The 15,207-nt window shown below is 63.7% G+C and carries 17 protein-coding genes; 10 read left to right on the top strand and 7 right to left on the bottom strand.

Annotated elements, in window-relative coordinates:
- Positions 1 to 10: 10 nt before the first annotated feature.
- Complete coding sequence (locus DFO68_RS03405) at positions 11 to 439, top strand: SufE family protein (protein ID WP_133482073.1); 429 nt, start codon at positions 11 to 13, stop codon at positions 437 to 439.
- Here the strand turns inward: DFO68_RS03405 and yidD are convergent, their stop codons facing one another.
- The 3 genes from yidD to DFO68_RS03420 are packed head-to-tail and all read right to left on the bottom strand — an operon-like array spanning position 440 to position 1,705.
- Positions 440 to 808 carry a membrane protein insertion efficiency factor YidD gene (gene yidD / locus DFO68_RS03410; protein ID WP_133482075.1) on the bottom strand — a complete coding sequence of 123 codons (369 nt, stop codon included), beginning with the start codon at positions 806 to 808 and terminating at the stop codon, positions 440 to 442. It abuts the gene before it with no gap.
- Positions 795 to 1,235 (bottom strand): phosphoribosyl-AMP cyclohydrolase, encoded by a 441-nt coding sequence (gene hisI / locus DFO68_RS03415; RefSeq protein ID WP_133482077.1) that lies wholly within the window; start codon positions 1,233 to 1,235, stop codon positions 795 to 797. The genes yidD and hisI overlap by 14 nt, the downstream gene beginning before the upstream one ends.
- Complete coding sequence (locus DFO68_RS03420; protein WP_133482079.1) at positions 1,232 to 1,705, bottom strand: Fur family transcriptional regulator; 474 nt, start codon at positions 1,703 to 1,705, stop codon at positions 1,232 to 1,234. The genes hisI and DFO68_RS03420 overlap by 4 nt, the downstream gene beginning before the upstream one ends.
- A gap of 249 nt (positions 1,706 to 1,954) precedes the next feature.
- Between DFO68_RS03420 and DFO68_RS03425 the strand changes: the two genes are divergently transcribed.
- A complete protein-coding gene (locus DFO68_RS03425; protein WP_133482081.1) occupies positions 1,955 to 2,503 on the top strand; it encodes a DUF3833 domain-containing protein in 549 nt (182 codons plus the stop codon).
- A gap of 84 nt (positions 2,504 to 2,587) precedes the next feature.
- Here the strand turns inward: DFO68_RS03425 and DFO68_RS03430 are convergent, their stop codons facing one another.
- From DFO68_RS03430 to gorA, 4 genes are all read right to left on the bottom strand, one after another.
- Positions 2,588 to 3,004 carry an ectoine synthase gene (locus tag DFO68_RS03430; RefSeq protein WP_133482083.1) on the bottom strand — a complete coding sequence of 139 codons (417 nt, stop codon included), beginning with the start codon at positions 3,002 to 3,004 and terminating at the stop codon, positions 2,588 to 2,590.
- A 111-nt stretch (positions 3,005 to 3,115) separates the two neighbouring features.
- The gene (gene ectB / locus DFO68_RS03435; protein WP_133482085.1) at positions 3,116 to 4,381 is read right to left on the bottom strand and encodes a diaminobutyrate--2-oxoglutarate transaminase; all 1,266 of its coding nucleotides are present in this window, start codon (positions 4,379 to 4,381) and stop codon (positions 3,116 to 3,118) included.
- 102 nt (positions 4,382 to 4,483) lie between these two features.
- A complete protein-coding gene (gene ectA, locus DFO68_RS03440) occupies positions 4,484 to 5,062 on the bottom strand; it encodes a diaminobutyrate acetyltransferase (RefSeq protein WP_133482087.1) in 579 nt (192 codons plus the stop codon).
- A 238-nt stretch (positions 5,063 to 5,300) separates the two neighbouring features.
- On the bottom strand, positions 5,301 to 6,662 hold the full coding sequence (gene gorA / locus DFO68_RS03445; RefSeq protein ID WP_133482089.1) for a glutathione-disulfide reductase: 1,362 nt from the start codon (positions 6,660 to 6,662) through the stop codon (positions 5,301 to 5,303).
- Positions 6,663 to 6,824: 162 nt separating this feature from the next.
- On the opposite strand from gorA, the gene can reads away from it, so the two are divergent.
- The 8 genes from can to DFO68_RS03485 all read left to right on the top strand — a co-directional run bounded on the left by can (position 6,825) and on the right by DFO68_RS03485 (position 15,051).
- Positions 6,825 to 7,475: a carbonate dehydratase gene (gene can, locus DFO68_RS03450; protein WP_133482091.1), complete on the top strand. Its 651-nt coding sequence runs from the start codon at positions 6,825 to 6,827 to the stop codon at positions 7,473 to 7,475.
- A 160-nt stretch (positions 7,476 to 7,635) separates the two neighbouring features.
- Positions 7,636 to 9,210 (top strand): ABC transporter substrate-binding protein, encoded by a 1,575-nt coding sequence (locus DFO68_RS03455; protein WP_133482093.1) that lies wholly within the window; start codon positions 7,636 to 7,638, stop codon positions 9,208 to 9,210.
- 104 nt (positions 9,211 to 9,314) lie between these two features.
- Entirely contained in the window at positions 9,315 to 10,361 is a 1,047-nt protein-coding gene (locus DFO68_RS03460; RefSeq protein WP_133482096.1) for an ABC transporter permease, read from the top strand.
- Complete coding sequence (locus DFO68_RS03465) at positions 10,358 to 11,299, top strand: ABC transporter permease (protein ID WP_133482098.1); 942 nt, start codon at positions 10,358 to 10,360, stop codon at positions 11,297 to 11,299. Before DFO68_RS03460 ends, DFO68_RS03465 begins: the two co-directional genes overlap by 4 nt.
- 4 nt (positions 11,300 to 11,303) lie before the next feature.
- Entirely contained in the window at positions 11,304 to 12,323 is a 1,020-nt protein-coding gene (locus tag DFO68_RS03470) for an ABC transporter ATP-binding protein (RefSeq protein WP_133482100.1), read from the top strand.
- Positions 12,323 to 13,393: an ABC transporter ATP-binding protein gene (locus DFO68_RS03475; protein ID WP_208107350.1), complete on the top strand. Its 1,071-nt coding sequence runs from the start codon at positions 12,323 to 12,325 to the stop codon at positions 13,391 to 13,393. Before DFO68_RS03470 ends, DFO68_RS03475 begins: the two co-directional genes overlap by 1 nt.
- 165 nt (positions 13,394 to 13,558) lie before the next feature.
- A complete protein-coding gene (locus tag DFO68_RS03480; RefSeq protein WP_133482102.1) occupies positions 13,559 to 14,101 on the top strand; it encodes a hypothetical protein in 543 nt (180 codons plus the stop codon).
- Positions 14,102 to 14,259: 158 nt separating this feature from the next.
- Positions 14,260 to 15,051, top strand: coding sequence for a Crp/Fnr family transcriptional regulator (locus DFO68_RS03485; RefSeq protein ID WP_133482103.1), 792 nt, complete (start codon positions 14,260 to 14,262; stop codon positions 15,049 to 15,051).
- The last annotated feature ends 156 nt before the right edge of the window (positions 15,052 to 15,207 follow it).

Raw genomic sequence — 15,207 nt, forward strand, 5'->3', positions numbered from 1 at the left:
AGGAGAGACCATGACTGCCGTAAGCACCGCCGAACAGGCCCAGCAGGAGCTTCTCGAGGAGTTTGAGATGTTCGACAACTGGATGGACCGTTACCAGTACCTCATCGACCTGGGCAAGCAGCTGCCGGCCTTCCCCGAGGAGTGGAAGGTCGACGAACTGAAGATCCAGGGCTGCCAATCCAACGTCTGGATGCACCACTGTCGCGAGGGCGAGACCCTGCATTTTGATGCGGTCTCCGACGCCGCCATCGTCTCCGGGCTGATCGCCGTGTTAATGCGCATCTACAATGATCGCTCCCCGGCAGATATCCGTGCCACCAGCCCGCACTTCATGCGCGACCTGGGCCTCGACAAGCACCTCTCGCCGACCCGCAGCAACGGCCTCAACGCCATGCTGGAGCGCATCTACCGGGTGGCCGAGGCAGAGATGGCCGCTTGATCAGCGGTTCCCGGGTGGCTGGTCGTCCGTCCGGCAGCGGAACTGCTCGTCAAGTTCTGGATCCTCCCGGCAGAGCCGTTCGCTGGGGCCGCCCGGCACCGGGTCAATGCCGCCCTCGCCGCCCGGGTGACAGCGAGCGATCCGACGCAGCGCCATGATCCCGCCCCTGAGCGGGCCATGCATCTCCAGCGCCTCCCGCGCATAGCTCGAACAGCTCGGCCAGTAGCGGCAGCGTGGCCCCAGCAGCGGGCTGAGGGTGAGCTGGTAGAGCCTCACCATCGCGATCATCAGCCAGCTCAGGGCCCGACCCAGCCATCGCCACAGGCGCTGGATCGCGGTAGCCAGCCAGGACCTCTCAGCCCTTGCCATACAGGGTATCAGGGTCGATCAGGGGATCGCTGGCGATGCGTGCCGCATCGCCCTCCAGTGCCACATAGAAACAGCTGCGCCTGCCGCTGTGGCAGGCCGGCCCGGTCTGGTCCACCTGTAGCAGCAGGGTGTCGCCGTCGCAGTCCAGCGCCGCGCCCTTCAGATGCTGCTGCTGGCCAGAACTCTCGCCCTTGCGCCACAGCCTGCCCCGCGAGCGTGACCAGTAGCAGACCCGGCCAGTGCGCAGGGTTTCGTCCAGGGCCTCGCGGTTCATCCAGGCCATCATCAGCACCTCGCCACTGTCGTGCTGCTGGGCGATGACCGGGAGCATGCCGTCGGCATTGAAGCGGATGGCGTCGAGGATCTCGCCCAAGGGGAAGCGGCTGTCGGCGGCGGCCTGTTCCAGGGCCTTGAAGGTATCGCTCATGGAAACTCCGCGTAAAGGGCAGGGCGCTTGGAGGCTTGCCGGCAGGCATCACACTGACCCAGCAGCTCGATGGTCTGGCGCTGGACCACGAAACCCCGTTCGCGGGCGCGGCGCGTCAGGTGATCGTTTATCTCGTCCAGGTGCAGCTCCTCGACACGCCGACAGAGGCGACAGATCAGCAGCTGGAAGCCATGGGCATGCTCGGGACAGGGACAGGCCACATAGGCATTGAGGGACTCAATGCGATGCACCAACCCCTGGTCGATGAGAAACTCCAGGGCGCGATAGACGGTCGGTGGTCGGGCCGCCGCGTGTTCCGTGGCCAGGCGGTCAAGCAGCTCATAGGCTTTCAGACTGCCGGGGGCGTCGGCAATCATCTCCAGTACGCGCCGTCGGATCGGCGTGAAGCGTGCGCCGCGTTGCTGGCACTGCCGCTCGGCTTGGCGGATCATGTCGCAGAAATCGGTCATGGCACCCGGAGCGATGGCTGGGAGAAAACGATATTCTACGCACCGCGTCATGGAGGGGCCAGTCGCAGCCGCCCTCCGGCCATCTCGCGGGGCAGCGGTGTTCGGACGCTACAGCTCCGGTATTTAACATAATATACATTATACGAACCCAAGGAGGGGGTGTATTCATGTAATACCTGGCCATGCGGATGGCACAGTTTCGGGTATTCCACTAGTATATTTATACACAACCTATAGTTGGAACTTGCTATGTACAGGAAATGGCTTTTCCGCCTGGCCTTGATGGTGCTTCCTCTGGGAGTGCTGGCCGGCTGCAGCAGCGTGGATGTCGAGCATTACGCCGGCACCACTCCGCGCCTCGACATCGGCGACTACTTCAATGGCAAGACCCGTGCCTGGGGCATGGTCCAGGATTATAGTGGCGAAGTGCAGCGGCGCTTCACCGTGGACATCAATGGTCAGCTCGAGGGCAATACCCTGACCCTGGATGAACGCTTCACCTATGATAATGGTAAGACTGACCGCCGCGTATGGACCTTCGAGCGACAAGGCGAGAACCGCTGGATCGGGCACGCCGATGACGTCGAACAGGCGGTGGAAGCACGCCAGGCCGGCCACGTCTTCCACATGAACTATCGCCTGCCCGTCGAGGTCTCCGGTCGCGAGATGACCTTCACGCTGGACGACTGGATGTACCTGCAGCCTGACGGTCGGCTGATCAACCGCACGGCCATGAGCAAGTTCGGCGTGACGCTTGCCGAGATCACCATTGTCTTTGATCGCAACGCGCCGCCCTGAGCATCGCTTGGATACAACAAGGCCCCGGATCTGAAAATCCGGGGCCTTTCCGTCTATGGCAAATGCCGTCTATGGCAAATGCGATCACAGCGGTGTCTTGTCGTCCGGTTCATTGGCCGGCGCGTAGGAGCCATCCTCACGATGGACTTCCTTGCCCGTCAGAGCCGGCGTAAACACGCAGGCCAGGTGCATGGTCTTGCTAGCACGCAGCAGGTGATCGTCGTGCTGGTCGAGAATGTAGATATCACCCGGCTTGATCGGCCATATCTTGCCGTCGGCCAGGGTCTCCACCTCGCCTTCGCCTTCGATGCAGTAGACGGCCTCGAAGTGATGCTTATAGTGGATGTGGGTCTCGGTACCTTCGAAGATGCGCGTGATATGGAAGGAACATTTGCCGCCGTCTTCTGCCAGCAACAGGCGTGTGCTATCCCAGTTGCCGTTCTCGGCCACGACAAGGCGCTCGCCCTGTTGACGGGCTTCCTCGAGATTGCGAACGATCATGGATGAACTCCCTTTGTTCAGATCCAGAAATTGGTCGCCGCCAGGCGGCAGACCACTGATCCCGCGCCTCGCCATTCAGCTGCAATGTGACGCAGGATAACCACCAGCTTATCAGCTGAGTGCTTGCTTGGCGCTTTTTTCGAGGATATCGAGGCCTTCTTGCAGCTCCTCGTCGGTGATGGTCAGCGGACAGAGGCACTTGACCACCTCGCCGTCCTGGCCGCTGGTCTCGATGACCAGTCCGTTCTCGAAGGCCTGGTGGGTAATCTTGTCGGCGATTTCGCCACTGCCCACATCGATGCCGCGCATCAGGCCGCGACCCCGCTCCGAGGCCTCGATACCCAGCTCACGCAGCATGCCGGCAATCTTCTGGAAGCGCTTAGCGACGATCTCGCCCTTGCGCGTGACCTCCTGGGCCAGGGCATCATCGCTCCAGTAGTGGCGCAGTGCTGCGGCGGCGGTAGTGAAGGCCAGCGCGAAACCGCGGAAGGTGCCGTTGTATTGCCCCGGTGTCCAGACATCGAGCTCAGGGCGCATTAGCACATGGGAGAACGGCAGGCCCAGCCCGGAGAGCGACTTGGAGTTGGTAACGATATCGGGCACGACGCCGGCATGCTCGAAGCTGAAGAACTTGCCAGTGCGGCCGCAGCCGGCCTGGATGTCATCGACGATCAGCAGGATGTCGTAGGCACGACAGATCCCCTCGAGGCGCTTGAGCCAGTCGAGGCCGGCGACATTGATGCCGCCCTCGCCCTGCACGGTCTCGACGATCACTCCCGCCGGGATGTCTAGGCCGCCGGACTTGTCGCCGAGCAGCTTCTCGAAGTAGTCCAGGGTGTCGGCGCCCTCCCCCAGGTAGCCATCGAAAGGCAGGAAGCTGGCGCCGACCGTGGGAACCCCGCCGGTGGCCTGGCGGAACTTGCGGTTGCCGGTGGTGGCCAATGCTCCCATGGTTACACCATGAAAGCCGTTGGTGAAGCTGACGATGTTGTGGCGGCCCTTGACGTTGCGCGCCAGGCGGATAGCCGCCTCGACCGCATTGGTGCCGGTCGGTCCGGGGAACTGGACCTTGTAGTCCAGACCGCGTGGCTTGAGGATCACCTGCTCGAGAGCCTCGAGGTAATCACGCTTGGCGGCCGTCCAGAAATCCAAGCCGTGAATGATGTTGTCCTCGGCCAGGTAGTCGAGCAGTGCCTGCTTAATGTGCGGGTTGTTGTGCCCGTAGTTGAGGGTACCGGCACCGGCTAGGAAGTCGATGTACTCACGGCCATTCTCGTCGGTCAGGCGCGCATTGCGGGCCTGGGTGAAGACTACCGGAAAGGAGCGGGAATAGGTCCGTACGTCGGACTCCATGCGTTCAAGTATCTGGGTCTGCATGTGCGACCTCCTGTCAAAACGGAAAAAGCAGCACGCGCGAGCGCGGCCGAAGCGTGTGGGAATGTCTGCCGTGCGGAGCGGCAAGACGAGGGAAGAAGGAACTCAGATGCGACCGGTTTGGAAGGGGCCGATGCGCACGAGGTTTTCCGGGTCATGCTCGCCACCGAGCTGATCGGTGGAGAAATACTCGCGGCTGTTGAGCGGTGCCTGCCAGCGTTCGGCAAGTCGTCGGAACAGCCCCCATGAAGCCTGGTTATCGGGAGTAATGGTGGTTTCCAGATGGTGAACCTCGGCCATCTCCGGGCGGCTCATCACGGCTTCCACCAGGCGCCGGGCCAGGCCGGTACCGCGCGCCTTCTCGCCAACCGCCACCTGCCACAAGAAGTAGGTGTCCGGGGCGTTGCGCTTCACGTAACCGGAGACGAAGCCGACAATTTCCCCTTCCTCGTTGGTGGCCACGGCGCAGCTGTCGCGAAACTGGGTCGCCAGCAACAGATAGGCATAGGCGGAGTTGACGTCCAGTGGCGGGCAGGACTTGATCAGCTCGTAGATGCCCCAGCCGTCATCGGGATTGGGCTTGCGGATAAACAGCGGGTAAGAGTCGTGGCCGACGACGGCATCCGCCACCGTGGGACGAGCCAGATTGGCAGAAGGCGTGAAAGGCTCAGTGGTTGTGTTCATGGGTGTGGTTCGCTGTAGCGAATTTGTGAAAGAGTATAACAGCAGCATATCGGCGATTCAAAAATCATGATTATTATCCTGACCATCCGCTTTCATAATGGAATATTATACTGAATAGGCTGGCCTCGACAGTCGAGCTGCCTACCTGGGAGCATGGCCCACGGCGGGAGCGCCGGAACCGATTGCCGCAGGCCACCTCAAAGGGTGGCCCGCCGCAGTACCGAGGTTCGGCAAGGGCTCAGCGCCGAGTCGGCGTCCGCAGGGTGACGAATTCCTCGGCACTGGTGGGATGGATGCCCACGGTGGCATCGAAGTCGGCCTTGGTGAGGCCCGCGCGCACGGCCACGGCGATGCCCTGGATCAATTCACCTGCCTCCTCGCCCACCATATGGGCCCCCACGACTACGTCGCTGGCGTCATCGACGACCAGCTTCATCAGACAGCGTTCACGGCTGCCGGAAAGGGTGTGCTTCATCGGGCGGAAATCGGTCGCGTAGACGCGGATTTCGCCACACGCCACGCGGGCCTGCTCTTCGGAGAGTCCTACGCTTGCGATGTTGGGGTGACAGAATACCGCGGTGGGAATGTGGCGGTAGTCCAGCGGGGCCGGCTGGGTCTTTTCAAAGTGGTGCTTGACCAACTGCATGGCCTCGGCGAGGGCCACCGGCGTCAGCTCGGGGCCACCAGTCACGTCGCCCAGCGCCAGGATCGAGGGCACGGAGGTCTCGAAGCGCTCGTTGACGCGCAGGTGGCCAGTATCGGTCAAAGCGATATCGAGGCGATCCAGGCCCAGACCCGCGAGATTCGGGCGTCGTCCGGTCGCGGCCAGTACTGTATCCACCTCCAGTTGCTCGCCATTGGTGAGGCTCACCCGCAGCCCCCCTTCGACCTTCTCGATCGAGACGATATTGGCCTCGAAGTGCAACTGGAGACCCTTCTTGGCCATTTCGTCGCGGGCGAACTCGCGCACCTGTTGGTCGAAGCCGCGCAGGAACAGCTCGCGTCGATAGACTAGATGGGTTTCGCTGCCAAGGCCATTGAAGATGCTGGCGAACTCCACGGCGATATAGCCACCGCCAAGCACCAAAAAGCGCTCGGGAAAGCGTTCAAGGTCGAAGATCCGATTGGAATCGACGACATGCTCGTTGCCCGGGAAATCCGGCACCCAGGGCCAGCCGCCCACCGCGACCAGAATCTTCTCCGCGCTGAGGGTCTCGTCGTTGACGCTGACATGGTGCGCATCCAGCACGTGGGCGCGACCGTTGATCAGGCGCACGCCGGCCGAATCGAGCAGCCCCGCGTAGATCTCATTGAGACGCTTGATCTCGCCGATCTTGTTATCGCGCAACGTAGCCCACTCGAAGTGCGGGGCCTCGGGCAGGTGCCAGCCGAAGCCACCGGCATCCTCGAAGGCCTCATGGAAGTGGGCGGCATAAGAGTAGAGCTTTTTGGGTACACAGCCCACGTTGACGCAGGTGCCGCCCAGGTAGCGATCCTCCGCCACGGCGACCCGCGCACCGGTGACAGCGGCGGTGCGAGCGGCGCGCACCCCGCCGGAACCCGCCCCAATCACGAACAGGTCAAAATCGAAATCTGCCACGCAAGCCTCCTGTCGAAGGGTCGAGCCGCATGCGGCCCGTCAATGAGTCTGGTCATGCATCATACCAGTCCGGGCAAGGCCCCGGGAGAGCGCTTGACCCTCTCGAACGGCAAGGTTAAAAGAGGGCAGCCCACTTGCCTGCCGAGCCCTACGGAACCCGCCATGAGAGATGAGATCGAGAAACTGCTGGCCAACAACCGCGCCTGGGCGGAGAAGATGTGCCGGGACGACCCGGACTATTTCGCCCGCCTGGCCCGCCAGCAGAGCCCCGAGTATTTGTGGATTGGCTGCTCCGACTCTCGCGTGCCGGCCAACCAGATCATCGACCTGCCGCCAGGCGAGGTCTTCGTGCATCGCAATGTCGCCAACCTGCTTCACCATAACGACATGAATGCCCTATCAGTGGTGCAGTTTGCCGTCGACGTGCTCAAGGTGCGCCACATCATGGTGGTCGGCCACTATGGCTGCGGTGGGGTGCGGGCGGTGGTTGGCGGCGGCGAGTGTGGCATGGTTGACTATTGGCTGCATCCGCTCCGCGAGCTCTATAGTCGCTACCGGCATGACCTGGAAGGACTGCCGCTCGAGGAGCAGGTCGACCGCATGTGCGAGCACAACGTCGAGGCGCAGGTGAAGAACCTGTGTCGCACCAAGATCGTCCAACGGGCCTGGCAGCGCGGTCAGTCGCTCTCGGTACATGGCTGGGTCTACGGGCTGAGTGATGGTCGGGTCTCCGATCTCGACTGCAGCGTCCACGGCCTCGATCAGGTCGCCACGCTCTATCGCATCGATCGCCTCACCCCCGCCGGAGACTGACACAACCCCGGTCTGGCAGACTCATTGCCGGGCGCCGGGCGCCGGGCGCATGGCCATTCTCACAATTTCGCTTGTGCCCCGGTGGTCAGGCTCACTATGTTGTTGGCTGGACCTTCGCGGTCATCACCCCAATAAAAAGTCACCCAGCATGGAATAACCTATGACTCTCAAGAAGACCCTACTGGCGAGCGTGATCGGCGCCGCCATGACTACCGCCGTGCTGCCTTCCGTGGCCAGCGCCGAGACCACCCTGCGCATGGCCTATGACGCCGACCCGGTCTCACTGGACATCCACGAGCAGCTTTCCGGGGGAATCCTCCAGCTCTCCCACATGACTTTCGACCCCTTGGTACGCTGGACCCAGGATCTCTCCTTCGAACCGCGCCTAGCCACCGGTTGGGAGCAGGTCGACGACACCACCATGCGCATGACCCTGCGCGAAGGGGTGGAATTCCACAGTGGCAATCCCTTCACCGCCAAGGACGTGGTCTGGACCGTCGAGCGTCTCAAGCGTAGCCCGGACTTCAAGGCGCTCTTCGAGCCGGTCGAGAGCGTCACGGCCATCGACGACACCACCATTGAGATCACCACCCGCGAGCCCTATCCGCTGCTACTTAACCTCGCTACCTACATCTTCCCGATGGACAGCGCCTTCTACAGCGGCACCGACGCGGACGGCGACCCCAAGGACGAGATCGTCAAGAACGGCAACTCCTTCGCCTCGGCCCATCTCTCCGGCACCGGCCCCTTCACCGTGGTCGAGCACCAGAAGGGCACCCGCATGGAGTTCGAGCGCTTCGACGGCTACTGGGACGACGAGTCCCCCGGCAACGTGGATCACATCGTGCACACCCCGATCAGCGAGAACGCCACCCGCGTGGCCGCCCTGCTCTCCGGTGACGTGGACTTCATCGCCCCGGTGCCGCCCAATGACCTGGAGCGGGTGCGCGAGGACGACGACGTCCAGCTGGTCACCATGTCCGGTACGCGGATCATCATCTTTCACATGAACCAGGCGCGCGTCGAGGCCTTCCAGGATCCGCGGGTCCGCCAGGCCTTTGTCTATGCCATCAACCAGGAAGGCATCGCCGATCGCCTGATGAAAGGCTTCGCCACCCCGGCAGCGCAGTTCTCGCCGAAAGGTTATGCCGGCCATGTCGAGAGTCTCGAGCCACGCTACGACCTGGAGAAGGCCAAGCAGCTGATGGAAGAGGCCGGCTACGCCGAGGGCTTCGAGATCTCCATGATGGCGCCCAACAACCGCTACGTGAACGATGCCAAGATCGCCCAGGCAGTGGCCGCCATGCTGGCGCGCATCAACGTCACGGTGGACCTCAAGACACTGCCCAAGGCCCAGTACTGGGGCGAGTTCGACGACCGCGCCGCCGACATGATGATGATCGGCTGGCACGCCGATACCGAGGACAGCGCCAACTTCCACGAGTACCTGACGGCCTGCCCGGATGCCGACAGCGGCGCCGGCCAGTACAACGCCAGCAACTACTGCAACCCGGCGCTCGACAAGCTGGTGGCCGAGGCCAACCTGGAGGTCGACCTCGAGAAGCGTGCCGAGATGCTGCAGCAGGTCGAGCAGACCCTGCACGACGAGGCGGCCGTGGTGCCACTGCACTGGCAGGACCTGGCCTGGGCCTCTGCGGACAACGTCATGATCGAACCGATCCTCAACGTGATGAACTTTCCCTACCTCGGGGATCTGGTCATCAAGCAAGAATAAGCCTCTCTCGCGCCGGCCCTGGCGGCCGGCCATCCGAAACCTGACCCCTGTGACGCGCTCGCCAGTCGAGTGCGTCGCCGCGTGTTGCACTCGGGACGCCAGCCATGATCGCCTTTTTGATCAAGCGCCTCTTCCATGCCCTGCTGGTGATGTTCGTCATCAGCATCATCGCCTTCGCCATCCAGGACAATCTGGGTGACCCCATCCAGCAGATGGTCGGCCAATCGGTGCCGGAGAGCGAGCGTGAGGCCCTGCGCGAGCAGCTGGGCCTCAACGACCCCTTCGTGGTCCAGTACCTGCGCTTCGCGGGCAATGCCCTGCAGCTGGACTTCGGCTACTCCTACATCTTCAACGAGCCCACCACCGAGGTGATCGCCCGCCACCTGCCGGCGACCCTGGAGCTGGTCTTCGCCACCTCCCTGCTGATCGTGCTGTTCTCGGTACCGATCGGCGTCTACAGCGCGATCCGCCCCCGGGCGTGGCTGTCGCGCTTGTTCATGGGGGTGTCGATCATCGGCATCTCCATCCCGGTCTTCCTCACCGCCATCATGCTGATCCAGCTGTTCGCCATCGGCGTCTCCTGGTCGCCCTTCCCCGCCGATACCGGCTGGGGCGCCTGGCTCAACGACCTGGTCAGTACCGAGGGCGGCATGCCGGCCTACGGCCGTGGCAGGCCGGTACCCGTGTTCGGCACCTGGGCGACCAACTTCGCCTCACTCGAGGGCCTCACCTACCTGGTGCTGCCAGCCATCTCGCTGGCCTCGATCATGCTGCCGTTGTTCATCCGCCTGATCCGCGCCGAGATGCTCGAGGTGCTGCAGTCCGAGTATGTGAAGTTCGCCCGCGCCAAGGGTATCCCCTTGCGCCGCATCTACTTCATACATGCCCTCAAGAACACCATGCTGCCGGTGATCACCATGGGTGGCGTACAGATCGGCACCCTGGTGGCCTACACCATCCTCACCGAGACGGTGTTCCAGTGGCCGGGCATGGGGCTGATGTTCCTCAATGCCATCCAGCGCTCCGACGTGCCGCTGATCATCACCTACCTGATGATCGTGGGGCTGATCTTCGTGATCACCAACACCCTTGTCGACCTGATCTACGGCCTGGTCAATCCCACCGTCAAACTGACAGGGAAACCCGCATGACAACCCCGACACCTCGGGTGGCGAGCCGCTGGTCACGCTTTCGCGGCTCCTACCTGCTCTACAGTTTCAAGCGTGACCTGGTCGCCCAGCTGAGCCTGGTGGTGTTCATCGCCCTGGTCGCGATGGCGGTGCTGGCTCCCTGGCTGGCGCCCATGGACCCCTACGACCTGGCGCAGATCGACATCATGTCCTCGGAGCTGCCGCCCTTCTGGGTCGCCGGCAGCGATCCGACCTACCTGATGGGGACCGATGCCCAGGGGCGCGATCTGCTCTCCACGATTCTCTACGGTGCCCGGGTGTCGCTGATCATCGGCTTCGGTGCGGTGGCCCTGCAGGCCTTGCTGGGCGTCAGCTTCGGGCTGCTCGCCGGCTATCTGGGGGGGCGCATGGATGCCTTCCTGATGCGCCTGGCCGACATCCAGCTGTCGTTCTCCACCCTGATGGTGGCCATCGTGGTGGGCGCTGTGGTCAAGGCGGCCTTCGGCGGCGCCACCTTCAGCGCCTATGCGGTACCGCTGCTGGTGCTGATCATCGGCCTGGCCGAATGGCCCCAGTATGCCCGCACGGTGCGCGCCTCGGTGCTTGCCGAGCGCAGCAAGGAATACGTCGATGCGGCCCGGGTGATGGGTTTCACCAGCCGGCGGATCATGTTCCGCCACATCCTGCCCAACACACTGTCGCCGATCTTCGTGATTTCCACCGTGCAGGTGGCCAACGCCATCATCTCCGAGGCGGCGCTCTCCTTCCTCGGCCTGGGCATGCCGGAAACGCACCCGTCGCTGGGCTCGCTGATCAAGTCCGGCTTCGACTACCTGCAGTCGGGCTCCTGGTGGATCACCCTGATCCCCGGCCTGGTGCTGGTGGTGCTGGTGCTGGTGATCAACCTGCTCGGCGACTGGCTGCGCGACGTCCTCAATCCGCGACTCTACAAGGGCTGATCCCATGGCACTGCTCGACGTAAACCATCTCGACGTGCGCTTTGCCCTTCGCCGCGGCGATGTCCAGGCGCTGCGCGACGTCAGCTTCAGCCTCGAGCGCGGCGAGCGCCTGGGGATCGTGGGCGAATCCGGCGCCGGCAAGTCGGTGGCGGCCTTCAGCCTGCTCAACCTGATCGCCAAGCCGGGCTACATCGCCGGCGGCAGCATCCACTTCGACGGCCGTGACCTGACCGCCATGAGCGACCGGGCATTGCGCCATATCCGCGGCCACCGCATGTCGATTATCTTCCAGGACCCGATGATGACCCTGAACCCGGTGCTCTCCATCGGCGAACAGATGGTCGAATGCCTCAAGGCCCACCGGCGCATCTCGACCCGCGAGGCCCGGGCGATCTCGCTGCGCAAGCTCGAGCAGGTGCAGATCCCCTCGCCCGCGGCACGCCTGGACCAGTACCCCCACGAGCTCTCCGGCGGCATGCGCCAACGGGTGATCATCGCCATCGCGCTGCTGCTCGACCCGGATATCATTATTGCCGACGAGCCCACCACCGCGCTGGACGTGACCATCCAGGCCGAGATCATGGCGCTGTTGCTGGAGCTTTGCGAGACGCACCACGTCGGCCTGATCCTGATCACCCACGACCTGGGCGTGGTCAGCCAGGTCTCCCAGCGCATGCTGGTGATGTACGCCGGCCGGGTGATCGAGCAGGGCCCGACCCGGGAGATCATCAACGACCCCCAGCATCCCTACACCCAGGGGCTGATCAACGCCCTACCCCAGATGGCTACCCCGGGCAGCCGGCTGAACCAGATCCCCGGCAGCATGCCCTCGCTGGACAACCTGCCGAGCGGCTGCGCCTTCCACCCGCGCTGTGGCTTCGTCGAGCGCGCCGACGGTACAACCCGGCGTGCCTGTATCGATTTGGTCCCCGGCTACGTGACCTCCGGCAACGGCCGGGTCGCCTGCCACATGGTCGCCGAGATGCTCGAGCGCGAACGCATCCCGGCCGAGGAGATTCGCTGATGAGTGCCATCGCCCATGCTAAAGCCCAGGCCCCTCACCCTGCCCCTGCTGCGGAGACGGCCAGCCCCCTGCTGCAGGTCCGCGGGCTGGAGAAGCACTTCTCGCTCTCCGGGGATTTCCTCGAGCAGCTGAGGTTCAAGGGAGGGCGCATCGTCCGCGAGCAGCGCTACGTGCATGCCATCAACGGCGTCGACCTGGAGATCCAGCGCGGCGAGGCACTCTGCGTGGTCGGCGAATCGGGCTGTGGCAAGTCCACGGTGGCGCGCACCGTGATGGGGCTGCTGCATCCCAGTGCCGGCGAGATCCATTATGCCGGCCAGCGCATCGACGATCTTTCCCACAAGGCGCTGATGCCCTACCGCCGCCGCATGCAGATGATCTTCCAGAACCCCTATGCCTCGCTCAATCCACGCATGACCATCCAGCAGACCCTCGAGGAGCCGATCCGCCTGCATCACCCCGACTGGTCGGCGCAGCGCGTCAAGCAGCAGGTCGCCGAGGTGATGGCCTCGGTGGGCATTGCGGCCGACTGGGGTGGCCGCTATGGCCATGAGTTCTCCGGTGGTCAGCGCCAACGCATCGCCATTGCTCGCGCCCTGGCGGTGGACCCGGAGTTCATCGTCGCCGACGAGCCGATCTCGGCGCTGGATGTATCGATCCAGGCCCAGGTGCTGAACCTGCTGATGGAGGCCCAGCAGCAGCGCAACCTGACCTACCTGTTCATCACCCACGATCTGGCCGTGGTCGAGCATTTCGGTACCCGGGTGGCGGTGATGTATCTGGGCCGGGTCTGCGAGGTGGCGCCGACGGCGACGCTCTTCGCCCGGCCGCGCCACCCCTATACCCAGGCCCTGATGTCGGCGATTCCGCGTCTCGAGGACGACCGGCCGCAGCACATTCGCCTGCAGGGCGAAGTGCCCACACCGGTCAACCTACCCTCGGGCTGCGTCTTTCATGGCCGCTGCCCGCATGCGAACGAGCGCTGCCGGCGCGAGGTTCCGGCGCTGATCGTCACCGCCGAGGGCGGCCAGGTGGCTTGTCACGCCGTGGAGGAAGGACGTATCGACTGATCGCTGGTCGAGAGACTGGGCGCAGAAAGTGATACGAGCTTATCCCATGTTGTCACACTCGCTGAGGGTTTCTGCCTAGTCTGGCCACGTGGCGAGACCCGCGATCAATGTCGAGAATCCCGCAGCTGGCCGCCGCGCGCATCCATCACCTGAGGGGGAAAGATCGTGGACACGATGAATCAGTCACGTCAGGCGTCGACCAACACCAAGGTGCCTCGCCAGGCGCCCATGCTGCCCCCGGAATTGATGCAGGCGGTAGCCGATTGCGAGCTACGACAGTGCGACCGATATCGGTGGCGGGCGCTACGGTTCCTGGCCTACCACCCCGGCCTCAGTCGGCTGATGCAGGCCCTGGCCGGCGAGAGCCATGAGCGCCTCGGTGCCCTGGCCGAGGCGTTGGCCATGGAGTCGCCCTGCCTGTCTGACAGCGCGCCGTGGCCCTGGCACTACTCGGGCCAAGGCAGCGCGCACTTCTTCATCGTTGACGACGCCATGGCGCGCCTCGAACTGGCCCGTTGCCTGCTGGAGGAGCATCGCATGGAGCGTTTCTATATGCGACTGGAGCACAGCAACGCCATGCCGGAACTAGACGCCTTGTTGGGTGACGGCGTAGCCCAGTGCCGGGCGCATTGCCAACTGCTCGAGGAGACCCGGCAGTCGCTGCCGACGCGCTATCGCGCGCTGAGCAGCATCACCCGCGGACGGTGACGCGCGCGGCGCATCCTCTGACACCCGCATTGCAATTGTAACCGGCACAGGGGTCTACTGATGAAGCGAAGGGCGAGGCATCGCCCTCGCTCTGCCGTGTTCGGCAGCACCGCGAGGATGGATCGCCTCGCCATCGCCTTCATCGACGAGGACCCCGCATGAATGACCGCCATCGCCTCCAGGCAACCCTGAAGCGCCACTTCCCCCTGCACGACGACGATTGCGCACGCCTCGAACAGCTCGAACAGCACACCCACTCAGCAAGCAAGAACGAGGTACTGTGGCACTTCGGTGCCAAGCTACAGGATCTGTACATCCTGCAGAGTGGCTGGGCCTGTACCATCCGCGATACTCGCGACGGGGAAAGTCAGATCATCGAGTTGCTGCTGCCCGGCGATATCATCGGCCTGCGAGAGTTCACCTTCCAGCGGCATGTCTGCGAGGCGCAAATGATCAGCGCGGGCACCATCAGCCCCTTTGCCCACGAGCAGATCGTCGATTTGATCGCGTCGTCCGCGCCTCTGGCGGTAGCCCTGTTCGCCGCCATCGCCCGCCAGGAGGCATTGCTCACCGAACGCATGCTGGTCAACCTTCACCGTCCCGCCCGGGTACAGGTCAGCCACTTTATCCTCGAGACCTTCCTGCGCCTGAGCAAGATCCAGGCCGTGGATCCCGGCCATATGCCCTTCCCCATCTCCCAGCGCCTGCTGAGTCAGATCCTCGGCCTCTCCCCGGTGCATATCAATCGCACCCTGGCGGCGCTGGAGCGCGACGCGGTGCTCGAAAAGCATCGTGCCCACGTGGTCATCCATGACATCCGCCGCCTGCACGACGTGGCGGATTTCAACGCCGACTACCTCAGCGACCGCGTGGAAGATCTCAGCGAGCGCCTGGCTGCGTTGAGAAAGGAAGGCGGTTTACCCTCTAGAACCAGCCGACCGAGCAAGTGACACCGCTACTCATCAGGATGCCGTCATCCCGGGCGTGGGGAGACGGATCGGCATGCGGTGAGCGACAACTAGGGCACGGTTTTAGCCACCCATTCCATGCGCTCTCGGGCAAGAAGATGCAAAAAAGCCTCCAGAATTAACCCAAGTTGGCAGACG

The sequence above is a fragment of the Halomonas ventosae genome (assembly GCF_004361885.1).
Taxonomy (GTDB): domain Bacteria; phylum Pseudomonadota; class Gammaproteobacteria; order Pseudomonadales; family Halomonadaceae; genus Halomonas; species Halomonas ventosae_C.

Coding starts and splice junctions, on each gene's coding strand:
- DFO68_RS03460 (WP_133482096.1), top strand. CDS start 9,315: ATGATCGCCTTTTTGATCAAGCGCCTCTTCCATGCCCTGCTGGTGATG.
- hisI (WP_133482077.1), bottom strand. CDS start 1,235: ATGAGCGATACCTTCAAGGCCCTGGAACAGGCCGCCGCCGACAGCCGC.
- ectB (WP_133482085.1), bottom strand. CDS start 4,381: ATGCAGACCCAGATACTTGAACGCATGGAGTCCGACGTACGGACCTAT.
- DFO68_RS03485 (WP_133482103.1), top strand. CDS start 14,260: ATGAATGACCGCCATCGCCTCCAGGCAACCCTGAAGCGCCACTTCCCC.
- DFO68_RS03430 (WP_133482083.1), bottom strand. CDS start 3,004: ATGATCGTTCGCAATCTCGAGGAAGCCCGTCAACAGGGCGAGCGCCTT.
- ectA (WP_133482087.1), bottom strand. CDS start 5,062: ATGAACACAACCACTGAGCCTTTCACGCCTTCTGCCAATCTGGCTCGT.
- DFO68_RS03465 (WP_133482098.1), top strand. CDS start 10,358: ATGACAACCCCGACACCTCGGGTGGCGAGCCGCTGGTCACGCTTTCGC.
- yidD (WP_133482075.1), bottom strand. CDS start 808: ATGGCAAGGGCTGAGAGGTCCTGGCTGGCTACCGCGATCCAGCGCCTG.
- DFO68_RS03470 (WP_133482100.1), top strand. CDS start 11,304: ATGGCACTGCTCGACGTAAACCATCTCGACGTGCGCTTTGCCCTTCGC.
- can (WP_133482091.1), top strand. CDS start 6,825: ATGAGAGATGAGATCGAGAAACTGCTGGCCAACAACCGCGCCTGGGCG.
- DFO68_RS03420 (WP_133482079.1), bottom strand. CDS start 1,705: ATGACCGATTTCTGCGACATGATCCGCCAAGCCGAGCGGCAGTGCCAG.
- DFO68_RS03425 (WP_133482081.1), top strand. CDS start 1,955: ATGTACAGGAAATGGCTTTTCCGCCTGGCCTTGATGGTGCTTCCTCTG.
- DFO68_RS03455 (WP_133482093.1), top strand. CDS start 7,636: ATGACTCTCAAGAAGACCCTACTGGCGAGCGTGATCGGCGCCGCCATG.
- DFO68_RS03475 (WP_208107350.1), top strand. CDS start 12,323: ATGAGTGCCATCGCCCATGCTAAAGCCCAGGCCCCTCACCCTGCCCCT.
- DFO68_RS03405 (WP_133482073.1), top strand. CDS start 11: ATGACTGCCGTAAGCACCGCCGAACAGGCCCAGCAGGAGCTTCTCGAG.